Below are 13,227 nucleotides of genomic sequence, written 5' to 3'. Positions count from 1 at the left end.
CCTCGCCGGCGGCCAGATTGGGGGCCACGGTCACTGTGTTCTTGCGTGTGGTAAAGAAGGCTTCGCCCGCGTCGGTTTGGCCGAAGACCAGCAGCGGGTAGCCGCCGTTCTCGCCCGTGGCGTCGAACACAAAGGCCTCACAGGGGGTGTTTGCGCTATCGACAAGGCCCTTATTGAGGTTTTCGAGCGCCGCGAGGGACTTCATCTGCTGGGTGGTAAGGGCCGTGGCGCCGGACACGCGGGAGACCCCGGCCTCCTTATCGCCATAGGCATAGGTGAACTGCCCGCCGGAGTTGCAGCCGATGAAGGAGTCGCGGGGGATGGAGCCAGTGCCGGAAAGGGAGGCCGCGGCATAGCAGTTTTTAACGCGATGGATGCCGTAGTTCGCGCGGCCCACAAGCCCGCCCGCGCCGGATTGGCTGTGGGACTGGGAGCCCGAAAAAACGATGGACGCGCGGCTGAAGCAGGTTTGTAAAAGCGTGGCGCCGGAGCCGGCGCTGTGCAGGTCGCCGGCCAGGCCGCCCAGCGCCACCCATTTGCGGCTGCCGGTTACCTGTATTTCACAGCTGGGCAGGATGCCGACGTTTTGCAGCACGCTGCCGGCAAAGGCCTGGCCCGCCACCACCCCGGCCGCCAGGTGCTGGCCGTTTGCCACCGAGCGAATGCTGGCGTGGCTGAACAGCAGGTTTTTAACCGTGCCCTGCAACAGGCCAAACATGCCGATTTCGATGGAGTCGTTCTCGTCGGCCGCGGTGCCCTGGTCGCCATTTTTGTCGGCATAGACCCACAGGTGGGAGATGGTGTGGCCCTGGCCGTTCAGGATACCGGTGTAGGCGGCGGCGGCGTTGGCATGGCCGAAGCCGGGGGAGAGCCAGCGCACCGGCGCCGCGGTGGTGCCGCCGTAGGCCGCGCCGGTGAGGTCGAGGTCGGCCGTGAGGGTGAGGTTTATGCCCCGGTTGCCGGTGCGCAGCATATACAGCGCCCAGCCCAGCTGCTCGGGGCTGGAGATTTGGTAAGCGCCGCCCAACAGGGTGGGCTTGGGCAGAACCGCGCCCCCGATGGGCAGGCCGTTTTCCACCCGGGCGCCGATATCGGCCCAATCCCACAGGCTGCCCAGGGGCACGGGGTAGCCCTGGTTGAAATTGCGGGTGGCGGGGTCGCAGAACCACTGGCGCGGGGTGGAGGCGTTGAGCTGGTCTGCAACAAAATCGAGGCTTTTCAGTTCGCTTTCGGTCTTGCCGGCGGCGTGGGGGCTGGCCCCCATGGCGCTTAGCACGTAGCAGTTTTGAAAGGTGGAGGCGGTGCGGTAATATTTGGCGAAGGCGTCGCCCGCATAGCTGGCGGAAAAGCTGCTCGCCGCGTAGCAGGAGGAGACGCGGGCCCCGGAACCGGTGGTGACCGCGCGGCCCAAAAAGCCGCCCACGCCGGAGGAGGAAAGGTCGCTGGGTTTTGCGGTGACCCGGATATTGGCCCGGGAAAAGCAGTTTTCAACAACGCCCTCATCGCGCAGCGAGCCGATGGCGCCGCCAAACGAGATGATCTGCCAGCTGCCCCCGTTGTTGGTGATGGAACCGCTTAAAACGCCGCAGTTGCGCAGGGTGCCGCACAGCACACCGGCAAGGCCCCCGGCATTGATGGTGGCGCCGCCCGACACATTGGGGGAGGTGAGCACCACGTTTTGGAGGTAAAGGTTTTGCACAAGGCCCCCGGCGCCCACCGAGCCAAAAAAGCCCAGCTCGTCTTCGGCGATGCCGTTGTTCAGGTGGCCAGAAAAATAGACGCCGATGTTGCTTACCGTGTGACCCTGGCCGTCGAACCGGCCGACATACGCTTTTTCGCCGGCAGTCCCTCCGGAAGAGCTCGCACCCTTGAAGGAGCTGCCGATGGGCATCCAGAGAAAGGGCTTTTCGGCGGTGCCGCCGCGGGCCGCGCCGGTGAGGTCGATGTCGGCCGTGAGGCAGGCGTTGGCATTTTTAAAGTCGGGGTATTTTTTGTTCACCGCATACATGAACCAGGCCAGCTGGTCGGCGTTGCCGATCTGGTAAACGCCGTTTACCTTTTGGGGCTGCTCGGACGCGGGCAGAAGCTGGCCGATGTCTTCCCAGCTGGGCTCCTGCTGATAGGCGGGCAGGGGGTAGCCGCTGTTGATCTGGCGCCGGTCGTTGTACCAGACCGTGCCCTGGGAGCCGTTGAGCAGCTTTACAAAATCGGCATTCGTCTGCATGCTGCCGGCCGTGCGGGCGGTGAGGCCGGTGAGGGTCTGCTTGTTGGCCGCGGCGATGTTTTTGTCCTCGTAATAGCAGGCTGTTATGGTCTTGGGCATTTTGGTAACGGTGCCGATGAGGATATGGCCGGTGCCCTTGAAGGAGCTGGCCACATAGCAGCTCTCCACCTGGAAATCGGTGGTGTTTGACCGGCCGATCAGGCCGCCGGCGCAGATGCCGTAGGTGGCGGTGGCGGTGCAGGCCGAGGTGTCGACACTGAGGCGGCTGAAGCAGTTTTTGATGCTGCCGGAGGTGTGGGCGTCGCCCGCAATGCCGCCCGCAGCGGGCCAGTACCAGATGCCCCGCAGGGTGAAGGTGCCGGAGATAAAGCCGCAGTTTTCGACCGCGCCGCCACTGTAGATCTGCCCCACGATGCCGCCCATACAGCAGTAGCGGCCGGTGACCTCGTCGGGGGAGTTGGGGCTGGTGATGGTGGCGTTGCGCATCATTAAATTTTTGGCGGTGCCCACCAGTGTGCCGAAAAAGCCCAGCTCCATTTTACCGTCTTTTGTGCCGTAGGCGCTTGTGCTTTCGGGGGTGATGGTGAGGTAGTCGATGTAAAAGCCGTTGCCGTCGAAGGTGCCTTGATAAGCGTTGTCCGCCGAGGCGTGGCCGTAGCCGATGGGCACCCACTGGCGGCCATTGAGGCTGATGTCGCACACCAGCTTGCCGCAGATGGAAAGCTGCTTTTTTACGTTGACCTGGTAGGCCAGCCAGCCCAGCTGCTCGGGGGTGGTGATGAGGTAGGGGTTTTCGGCGGTGCCGGGCACGGCGGAGGAGTCGGCATCGCCCGTGGGCTGCTGGTTCTCGCTGAGCGCCGCGCCCAGATCCATCCAGGTCTGTTCGGCATCGGCTGCGGGCTCGGCGGCAAAGAGGGTGGGCAGGGAAGCGTTTTGGCCTTCATCCAGCATAAAGCCGCCCTCCTGCTGTGGATCAGCCCCGCTCAACGATGTGTCCTGGGGGGGGGTATATTGGGTTTCGCCGGAGGCAGAGGCCAGCGGGGCGCTTGAGGCCGCCGGGGCAGAGCCTTCGGGCACCGAGGATGCCTGGCCCGGGCCGGAGGAGGCCGCGCTTTGGGGCGCGGCGGCCGCGCCTTCGGCATGAACCGGGGGCAGGGCCAGGCCCGCCGCCAGCGCGAGGGCCAGCAGGCAGGCGACGGCGCGGCGGCCGGGGCTTATGGACAGAGCGTGTGTTTGCATGTTCGTGTTCTCCTTTTTGGCCGGGGTCATGGGCCGGGCCGGTTTAGGGCTTGCCGGGCAGGGGCGGGCGGCGCCAGGCCGCGCAGCACCTGCCGCTCGAACTCGGCGGCGGGCATGGGCCGGTAAAAGTAAAAGCCCTGTGCCACATCGCAGCCGAGCTGCTGCAGAAAAGCGCATTGCTCGGGGGTTTCGACGCCCTCGCAGACCACGGTCATGTGGGTCTCGTGGGCCATTTCCACCACCTTGCGCAGAACGACCTCGCTGCGGGGGCTGGAGCCGTAACCGGCGATGAGGCTGCGGTCGATCTTGAGAATGTCGGCGGCGATGCTGCCCAGCATGTTGAGCGAGGCATAGCCCGAGCCAAAATCGTCGATGCTGAGCAAAAAGCCCTGCTCGTGCAGCGCGGCGGCCAGGCGGGTGATGTGGTCGCTGTTTTCAACAAAAACGCTTTCGGTGAGCTCGAACGCGATGAGGCTGTGGGGGATGTGATACCGGTCGATAACGGCGCAAAAGCGGTTCAGATAATCGGGCTCGTGAAGGTGGCGGCGAGACTGGTTGATGGAGATCGGCGGCGGCGCAGCGCCCAGATCGAGCCAATGGCGCAGCTGGCGGCACAAAAGTTCGAGCATGTGAAAATCGAACTGCAAAATAGCGCCGTTTGTTTCGAACATGGGAATGAACTGATCCGGCATGATTATGGCGGCGCCCGGCGGCGCCCAGCGCACCAGTGCCTCGGCCGAGGTGACCCGCAGGCTTTCAAGCGAGACCTGGGGCTGGAGGTAGAGCTTGAACTCGCCGTTCTCCATGGCTTGGGGAAGCGCCTCCAGCAGGCGGCCTTCCTGCATTTTTTCGCGCAGCATTTCGGGCCGGAAATACGCGTAGTGGTTGGCCCGCTCGGAAGGGGGGAGGCTGCGCGCGGCGATCATGGCTTTATCCAGCATGTCCTTTATATTTTCGCCGTTGCCGCCCGGCGGGGGCAGGTATACGCCCGCGTTGAACAAAACACTGCCGTGCAGGCGCTCGGCGACCTGGGGGGACAGAAGAATGGGCCGCATCGCCTGAAGCCGGTCGTCGAGAGCGCTTTTGCTGCCGGGATACAGGCAGAGAAAGGCAAAATTATCCTTTTCCGGGCGGGCGCACAGCTCGCCCGGGCGGCAGCAGGCCTGCAAATTTTGGGCAATGCTGCACAAAACTTCGTCGCCGGTGGAGTAGCCATAGCTTTGATTGATATAGCGAAAGCGGATGATGTTGACCTTTATAAGCGCATAGCGGCGGTAGGGCTGTGTTTGCAGCAGGGCGGCGGCACGCTGCACAAAGCCCTCCATGTTTAAAATGCCGGTGAGAGGGTCCAGCCTGTGGCCGGGATCCCAGTCGTACAGGCCGGGCGGCAGTGCCGCCGCGCCGGGCATGGAACAGTGGAAACCGGCAAGACACCACCCACCGCCGCACCTGCGGAAAGCCGCCGAAAAACGCAGTGCGATGGGTCTTGCGCCGGGAAAGCGCGCGCTGGCGGCGCCGGCCACCGCCCCGGCCTGGGGCGAAACGGCCACCACACAATATTGTTCGTCCGAAAGGGTGAGCGGCGGCGGAGGCGTTTGCGTTTCGCGCGCCAGGTGGCGGGCGATCTGCTGCGCGCCCCAAAAGGCATCCTGCGAGGAAAGGCCCAGCCAACAGGAGTCGGTGCAGAGATGTTCGGTGACCCAGGCATAATCTTGAAACACAAAGTATCGCTGTAGCAATTCACGCGCTGTTTGAAGCAGTTCTTCTTCCATATAGGCCACCTTTGTTTTGTATGAAGGGAGGGGTCACGACTCGGCGCGCAGCAGGAAATTGAAGGGGGCGGAGGCCACGGTGGTGCCCTGGGGGTCGCAGAGGGTGAAGAGCAGGCGGTAGGTGCCGGCCGCGACCGAGCTGCCGCCGGGGGCGGTTTCTGTGACGAGATACGCGCCGCGGGGCAGGGTACCGTCGATCTGGGTGGAGCTGGCGTAGAGCTGAGCCGTGAGCTGGGCTGCCTGCGCCTCGGTAAGGCCGCGCACATAAAAGCTTTGGCCGCTGGCGGGCACAAGCATGTAATAAGCGTTGGAGGGGGCGGCCCAGGTGGCGCCGTCGAGGGAAAAGGTGACCTTGTCGGTGGGGAAGGACAGGCCCTTGCCGGTTTCGTCCTTCAGGCAGACGGCCGCGCCCAGGGCGACGCCCTTGATGTTGTCGGCAGAGTGGCTGCCGCCGGAATAGGTGACGGTGAGCACCAGGTCGCCGGATTCGCCTGCCGGCGCACTGGAAAAGGCCAAAGAATAGGCGCCGGGGGCGGCGGGATCGCCGGCGGAAAGGCCGGGCATTTTTTCGGGCGTGTTCAGGTCGTGGCTGCCGGCCAGCACCTGGGTATCGCCCGCGCCGGCGCACACAAGGCTGACCTCGCCGGTGTGCGGGGTTCCATCTGCAGGGGCAACGCCGGAATAATCGACATAGACCACCAACTGCTGTTTTGCCACATTTAAAAGCTCGGCCAAGGTAAGGTGGGCGCTGGAAGGGAGGGTGAATTCGGTGAGGGAGAGCTGGCCGCTTGCTATGGCCGAGGCAGCGGTGTATTTTGCATAAGCGCGGTTGTAGCTTTCGCCGGTTTTTGCGCCGCTGCGGTAGGCCAGCACGATGGCCGTGCCCTTGGGCAGGCCGCCCGCGCCCAGGTCCAGCACCGCGCTTTGCAGCGCGGGGTAGGGGTGCGCGGTTTGGTCCGGGCTGTCCTTGCCGGCCGCGACCTCGGGCATGTAGCTGGAAAGGTCGAACACGGCGGTGAAGGCGCTGTCGGCCTTGACCGAGGCGGCGCCGGTGCCGGTGACGTTAGCGGGGATGAGCACCTCGCCCACAGCGAGGCTGGGGGCCACGGTAAGGGTGTTTTGCCGGGTGGTGAAAATGGTTTCGCCGGAGGCGGCGCGGCCAAAGACCAGCAGGGGGTAGCCGCCGTTTTCATTCGCCGCGTCGAACACAAAGGCCTCGTAAGGGGTGCCGGAGGCGTCTTTCAGGCCGCTGTTCAGGCCTTCGAGCGCCGCGAGGGACTTCATCTGGCCGGTGGTAAGGGCCGTGCCCGCGCCCGCGGCATTGCCGGTGAGCTGGGTGTCGGCATAAACGTTCTGAAGTGAAACGGCCCCCGGCGCGGCGAAGGCGTAGCCGGCGCCCTGCAGGCTGCCGGCGGCGTAACAGCCGCTGGCCTTCAGGGTGCCGATATTGCGCCCCACCATAACGCCCACATTGCTGGCCTTGACAGAAATGTTGTTTTGTATGCTGACCTGGGAAAAGCAGGCGGTGAGGCTGGTAGCGCCAGCGTGCAGGTCGCCCACAAGGCCGCCCACAAAGTTGAGGTTCCATTGGCCTCCTTTGGCGGGCATCTGAAGGCTGCAGCTGGAAAGAACGCCGCAGCCGGTGAAGCTGGAAGCGTTGGAGCGACCGGCCAGGACGGCGCAGCTAAAATAAGTGGCGGCGGGGATGTCGATGACCGAGCGGCTGTTTGCAAACAAGACGTTTTGGACGGAGGCATTTTTTGCCCAGCCGAAAAAGCCCAGGTCATAGGTGCCGTCGTTCCGGCGGTTATTCTGGCTGGCGTAGGCCGCCATGCCGCTGACGGTGCGGCCGCCGCCGTCCATTATGCCGCCGAACCAGGCGTCCTTGTCCGCATAGCCGTAGCCGATGGGGACCCAGGGCACGGGGCAGGCGGCGGAGCCGCCGTAAGAGGTGCCGGTGAGGTCGATATCACTTTGCAGGCGGAAGGCCTTGGCCCGGTAGGCGGCGTTATTGGTGTTTATGTTGTAGGCAAGGCAGGCGAGCTGCTCGGGGGTGGAGATGAGGTAGGGGTCGGCGGCGGAGCCGCTGCCCGGATAGGCCGTGTAGCCCGCCAGGGAACCGCCAGCCGCCCGATCCCATGCCAGGAACCGTAAAGCGCCAGGGGCACGGGCATGCCCTGGTTACTCAGGCCGTAGGGCGCGGGCGGGTACCAGACCCGGGGCTCCTGCCCGGCGTTCAGGGCCTGCAGAAATGCGGGGCTTTGCAGCTCCGCCAGGGTCTTTGCGGAGCCCTGGCTGTCGGCCGGGAGGGTGTTTTGGTAGTAATTGTTGCGGAAAACGAGCGGGCCCAGACCGGAGGAGGGCGGGGCGATGAGCCCATAGCCCTTATCAAGGCTGCCGGCGGCATAGCAGTTCTCCATTGTGAGGCCGCCGGAGAGCAGACGCGCCACCAGCCCCCCCATCTGCCGGGTGACGGCGGAGGAAGTGACTGCACCCGCGCTGAAATTGGCAAAACAGTTTTTCAAGGTGAAAGAGGTGGAAGGGACGTAAATGTCGCCTATCAGCCCACCAACAAGCTGCGCGCTCCATTTAGCTTCGCCGGAGGAGACAAAGGCACACTGCTGTACCCCGCAGTTTTCGAACACGGAATTTGTGGCCACCCCGGCGATGCCGCCGGCCCAAAGATACCGGTAGGAACCGGCGGAGGTGGGGGCGGCAAGAAGCACAGCGTCCAGCAGGAGATTTTGGACGACGGCGCCGTCGGCATAGCCGAAGAGACCCAGCAAGGAATCGCCGGCTTTGCTTGCACCGTAAAACAAGGGCCGGTCAAACGCAACGCGCAGGTTTTTGATGGTGTGGCCCTGGCCGTCGAACACGCCGCTGTAGGGTGTGCCCTTTAAGGCTTTATCGTAGCCCTGGCCGATGGGATACCACATGTAGGCGGGGTCGGAGGCTTGGGCAATGAGGCCCTCGGCGTAGCCGGAAAGATCAATGTCCGCCGTGAGCTGAACATGCGCGCCGCCATAGCGGGAGTGATCTGTGTTCACCTTGTAGGCAAACCAGGCGAGCTGGGTGGCGGTGCCGATCTGGTAGGGGCTGGCGGCGGTGCCGCTGCCCTGGGGCGTTTGACCGGCAAGGTCCGCCAGCATGCCGACCTCGTTCCAGCTGGGGTCGTTTTGATAGGCGGGCCGGGGATAACCGTCGTTGAGACCGCGCCGGTCGGCATACCAGACAGGGCTGGAATAGGGGCTGTTGAGCTGCGCCAAAAAGCCGGCGCTGCCGGCCAGGCTGCCCTCGGCCAGGGCGGTGATGCCGGAAATATTGCTTTGATCCTTCTGGTTTTGGGCGCGCTTTTCGTAATACACCGCGGAGATAGCCGGGTTGGCGCCCATGGACCCGCCGATGGGGGCTGTTTCCTGGCCGCTGAAAACGCTGGCCACATAACAGGAGCGCACGGTCGCCTTGTTTCCGGCAACATTTCGGCCAAACAGCCCGCCGATCTGCACCCCGTTGGAGCCCGAGGCGGAAATGGCATTGGAGAAATCGACACGGCTGAAGCAGTTTTCCAGGGTGGCTGTGGTGTGCAGATCGCCCACGATGCCGCCGGCCGCGAGCCAGTTGTGCGCCCCGCGGAGATTGAATTTGCCCGACACGAGCCCGCAGCGGGAGATGGTGCCGCCGTTGTATATTTCGCCCACCACGGAACCCATGCAGCACCAACTGCCACCTGCGACAGAGTTTTCAGAGCTGTTGCTTACGCTCACGTTGCGCATCATTACCTGCTCGACAACGCCGCCCGAACCCACGCAGCCAAACAGGCCCAGCGCGTCGACGTATGCATCCGTCCCGGTTCTGTTGTTCAAATGCCCCTGTACATCCAGGTCGATGGTCATGTTGTTGATGTAGAAGCCATTGCCGTTGAAGTGACCGGAAAACCAGGTGTACTTTTCGCAGGCGTTAGTGACCACAGGCCCAATAGGGAACCAATACTTTCCCGCCAGATTGATGTCGGTGATGAGTTCGGCGCATAGGGCGCCCTTTTTATTTACGTTCACCTGGTAGGAAAACCAGCCAAGCTGCTCGGGCGAGGCGATGAGGTAGGGGTCGGCCTGGGTGCCGGAGCCCCGGGGCCACTGGGCCTTGTCCAGCGCGGCGCCCACATCCATCCAGGTCTGCACGGCCGCTGCGGGCGCGGCGGCAAACAGGGTGGGCAGGGATTCGTTCTGCGTTTCGTCCAGCACAAAGCTGCTGGAGGGCGCCGGGGAGGGGGCGGCGGCGCTTTCGCTTGCCGGAGTGCTTTCGCTTGCCGGAGTGCTGTTTTGGGATGCGGGATCACTTTGGGCCAGGGAAACGCTTTGCGGGCCCTCGCCCGCCGCCTGCTGCGCCAGGGCGAGAAGAAAGGCGGCCAGCCGGAGCCGCGGTTTGGTTTTTACCGGGGTATGTTGCATGGTGAGTGTTCTCCTTTGCGGTTCGGTGGGGAAGGCGCCGCCGCTTTTTTGCGGCTGAGGCGGGGGGATAAAAACGCAGGGGAACGGGTCAATCGACCGCGTTCAGCTGCTGCAAAAATTCATCGGTCTGCATGACGGCCAGCGCCCGGCCTTCGCCCAGGCCGTTTTCGGGGCCGGTGTAGCCCTCGTCGGTGCAATAATAAACGCGGGAAAGGCCGCCGGCATTGGAGCCCAGGGCCGCACCGCCCTGCCCGCTGACGGGCGCGGCGGCATAGCTGTTGGAAAGGCTGCCCGGTTCGGTCTGTTCGGCCACCAGGCCGCCGGCCAGGGCGCCCCCGGCCACGCCGCCCCGGTTGAAGGCGAAGCGGATGACGCCGCCATTGTGAGCGGCAAGGCCGCCGGCGGTCTGCTGGGCACTGACCAGGCCGTAGTTGGCGCTGTATTCCAGCGTGCCGGTGTTTTGGCCCACAAGGCCGCCGCACAGGGAAACGCCGTTTACCGCCACAAAGCTTTGGCAGCGGCGGATGACCCCGGCGCTGCTGCCCGCAACGCCGCCCACACGGGCCGCGCCCTGGGCCGTGCCCCGCACGGTGAGGGCTTCCACCCGGGCGGTGGGGGCCAGCACGCCAAACAGGCCGATGTCGTCGACTTCAGGGAAGGCGGCGTCCATGCCGGAAATGATGTGGTCCTGGCCCAGGAGCACGCCCGCAAAGGGCGTTTCGGCGGTGCCGATGGGCGCCCACAGGCCGCCGGAGAGGTCGAGGTCCGCCTCCAGGGAGAAATACACCCCCTCAAGGCTGCTGCCGCCCAGGCACTGGCCGGCAAGCCAGGCCAGATGGGCCGGGGCGGTGATCTGGTAGGGCGCCGCCGCGCTGCCGTCGCCGCCGGCGGGATGGGCGGCGGAGTCGAGCCAGCTTTCAATGCGGCTGGGTGTGCCGCGGTGGATGGAAACGCCATCCAGCCAATCGTATTTCAGCAGGGGATACCCGCCCCCGGCGGGAAGATAAAAGGGTTCGTCCTGCCCGCAGGGGGCGCCGGGATCGGTTTCGGGCCCGGCGTCAGGGGCCTGGGGCAAGGGCTCCGCCTGGCCGGGGTCCGGAGTGGCCGTGGGGCTTTGGACCGGGGCATCGGGCAGGCTTTCGGGCGCGAAATCCGCCGCGGGGGGCTGAGGGTCCTGCACAGGGTCCTGTTCGGGCTGCTGCGCGGGCTCGCTTTCAGGGGCGGCGGGGGCCGAAGCTGCCGGAACAAAGGGCTCGGAGGCCGGTGCGGTGAGCCACACCATGCTGCCAGCGCCCTGGGCCTGCCCGGCGGCGGCATGCAGCCGGGGAAGCCCCAGCACCGCGGCGGCCTGGAGCTGGCCGGGGTCGGCGGGCGCCTGGGGGCCCTCGGCGGGCCCGGGTTCGGGCCCGGACTCTGTTCCGGGGCTCGTTTCCGGGTCAGGTTCGGGCTCTGTGCCGGGCTCCGGCTGGGCAGTGGGATCCGGCTGAACGGTGGGTTCGGGCCCCGCGCTGGCGCCCGGGGTGGCCACCGGCTCAGGCGAGGCGCTGGGGTCAGGTGTGGCGCTGGGGTCGGGCGTTGCGCTGGGGTCAGGCGTCGCGCTCGGTTCGGGTGTGGCGCTGGGCTCGGGCGACGCACTGGGGTCCGGGGTGGCGCTTGGCTCGGGTGTGGAAGCGGCCCCGGGCGAGGCGCTGGGCACAGGATCGCCGTGGTCGGTGCCGTTGAGCAGCTCCACGAAGGAGTGCTGCTGCATGTCGGCCAGTTCCAGGGGGGCGGAGGAGTCGTTTTCCCCGGCCAGGGGGCAGAGATCCAGGCAGAAATAGCAATTTTCCACGCTGCCGCCGCTCACCCGGCCCACGCCGCCGCCCATGGGGCTTTGGGCGCTGACCAGGGCGGCGGCATAGCTGTTTTGCACAAGGCCCTGCTCCAGGCTGCCCACCAGGCCGCCGGCAAGGCTGGGGGCGGTGACGGACCCCAGGCTCATGCAGGTTTGAATGACGCCGGTATTAACGCCGGCCAGGCCCCCCGCGCCCAGCAGGGCCTGCTGCCCGGCGGGAACGGCCGTGACCTGGCCGAAGTTGCCTGCGCTTGCAAGGGTGCCCTCGTTGCGGCCCACCAGGCCGCCCACCTGGGCGCCGCCCTGCACGGACAGGTGATTTTCGCAGTTTTCCACCAGGCCCTGGTTCAGGCCGGCCACGGCCCCGGCGGTGTTGCCGCCCAGCACCGCGCCGGTCTCGCCCAAAAGCAGGCCGCGCACCGCGCCGTGGGAGCCAATAACGCCGAACAGCCCGGCATGGTCCATGTCGGGCGCAAAGATGTTGAGGTTCTCGATCTGCAGGCCGCTGCCGTTGAAGCTGCCCTGGAAGGGGTGCTGGGCATCGCCGATGGGCGGCATGGAAACGCCGGTCATGTTCAGCGGGGAGCCCAGCTGGAAAAAGACCCCCTGGGTGCGGGCGCCGGCGGCGGTGCGCTGGGCCAGATGCACCAGTTGCTGGGGAGTGTCGATGATATAGGGCTCGGCCTCGGTGCCGCTGCCCGCGGCATAGCCGGTCTCGAACACCTGGGTCAGGCTGGTGGAAAAGGTGGAGACCGCGCCCACGCAGGCGGTGCTGATGACCACACAGACGGCCAGCCAGGCCGCCACCGTGCCGGTGCTGACCCGGTGCTCTTTTTTGCCCACCCGGAACACGTGCTGTTTGCCGGTGCGGGCCAGCTTTTGCTTGAGTTTGCGATACCAGTTCATTGTTTTGATCTCCTGTTTATCATTTCGGCCGGGCTCAGCCCGCGGGGGCGTCGGCTGTTTTGACGGTGAAGCCCGCCCCATTGGAATAGTTCTGCGTTTCGTCGGTTTTGAAAAAGTAGATCTCGGTGGTGCCGCCGGTGGGAAAATCGGCGGTGAGGGTGCGGGTGTCGGGGTCGAAAACCGTGGTATCGGCTTGAAGCCAGGGGTTGGTCATATCCGGCACCACCTGTTGGGGGTAGGTGACGGTGAGGCGGGTGGTCTCGCCCGCGCCCTTGATGTTGGGCTTGACCGAAAGCCACATTTTGGCGGCCAGATACCCTTTTTGGTCGGTGACTGAAAAAGCGAAATCGCCGTTGGCCACCGCGATGGTGTACTCGGCGGTGAGCGATTTCATGTAGGGCTTCAAGCTGAGCGCCTGCACCTTTACCTGATAAGTGGCCTGGTTTGTGCTGGGCGCCGTAAGGGTGAGGGAATAGGTATGGCTGCTTTGCTGAGGGGCTTCGGGGGTGCTGGCCTCGCCCAGCTCCTGGCCGGGCACGGTGACTATGCCCGTGCCGCTCACCGCGGCGCCGCCGCCATCGCTGCGCTGAAGCAGCAGGCTGGTGAGCTTTGCCGTGCTTTGGTCGGTGACGGTGAGGTCATAGCTGAGAGGCTCGGGGCTCACGTTCAGCGCGTCGCGGTAGTTGCGGGTGTCGAGCGAGAGGGTGAGGGGCTGGGTGGGGTCCCACCAGACCAGCGAGTATTGCTCGCCCACGGTTTCGCCCGGCTCGGGCTCGGAGAGCTGGGTGCTGGCAAAGTAAAAAT

Annotated in this window: 5 protein-coding genes and 1 pseudogene; all 6 read right to left on the bottom strand. The window is 65.4% G+C overall.

Annotated elements, in window-relative coordinates:
- Nucleotides 1–3,463 (bottom strand): annotated as a pseudogene (locus ACMLHZ_RS01255) (hypothetical protein); the annotation flags it as partial.
- A 26-nt stretch (nucleotides 3,464–3,489) separates the two neighbouring features.
- Complete coding sequence (locus ACMLHZ_RS01250) at nucleotides 3,490–5,235, bottom strand: putative bifunctional diguanylate cyclase/phosphodiesterase (protein ID WP_418665999.1); 1,746 nt, start codon at nucleotides 5,233–5,235, stop codon at nucleotides 3,490–3,492.
- Between the two features lie 33 nt (nucleotides 5,236–5,268).
- Nucleotides 5,269–7,158 (bottom strand): hypothetical protein, encoded by a 1,890-nt coding sequence (locus ACMLHZ_RS01245; RefSeq protein ID WP_418665998.1) that lies wholly within the window; start codon nucleotides 7,156–7,158, stop codon nucleotides 5,269–5,271.
- 95 nt (nucleotides 7,159–7,253) lie between these two features.
- Nucleotides 7,254–9,683, bottom strand: a complete 2,430-nt coding sequence (locus ACMLHZ_RS01240; RefSeq protein ID WP_418665997.1) for a hypothetical protein — start codon at nucleotides 9,681–9,683, stop codon at nucleotides 7,254–7,256.
- 88 nt (nucleotides 9,684–9,771) lie between these two features.
- Nucleotides 9,772–12,423, bottom strand: coding sequence for a hypothetical protein (locus tag ACMLHZ_RS01235; RefSeq protein ID WP_418665996.1), 2,652 nt, complete (start codon nucleotides 12,421–12,423; stop codon nucleotides 9,772–9,774).
- A 34-nt stretch (nucleotides 12,424–12,457) separates the two neighbouring features.
- The coding region (locus ACMLHZ_RS01230) for a hypothetical protein (protein WP_418665995.1) at nucleotides 12,458–13,227 on the bottom strand (770 nt) is incomplete at its 5' end.

The sequence above is a fragment of the Allofournierella sp. genome (genome assembly GCF_048388525.1).
Taxonomy (GTDB): Bacteria; Bacillota; Clostridia; order Oscillospirales; family Ruminococcaceae; genus BQOK01.
This window is presented reverse-complemented; position numbering and strand designations above follow the sequence as displayed.

Excerpts from the sequence above, each read along its gene's own strand:
- ACMLHZ_RS01250 (WP_418665999.1), bottom strand. The coding sequence starts at position 5,235 with ATGGAAGAAGAACTGCTTCAAACAGCGCGTGAATTGCTACAGCGATAC.
- ACMLHZ_RS01235 (WP_418665996.1), bottom strand. The coding sequence starts at position 12,423 with ATGAACTGGTATCGCAAACTCAAGCAAAAGCTGGCCCGCACCGGCAAA.
- ACMLHZ_RS01240 (WP_418665997.1), bottom strand. The coding sequence starts at position 9,683 with ATGCAACATACCCCGGTAAAAACCAAACCGCGGCTCCGGCTGGCCGCC.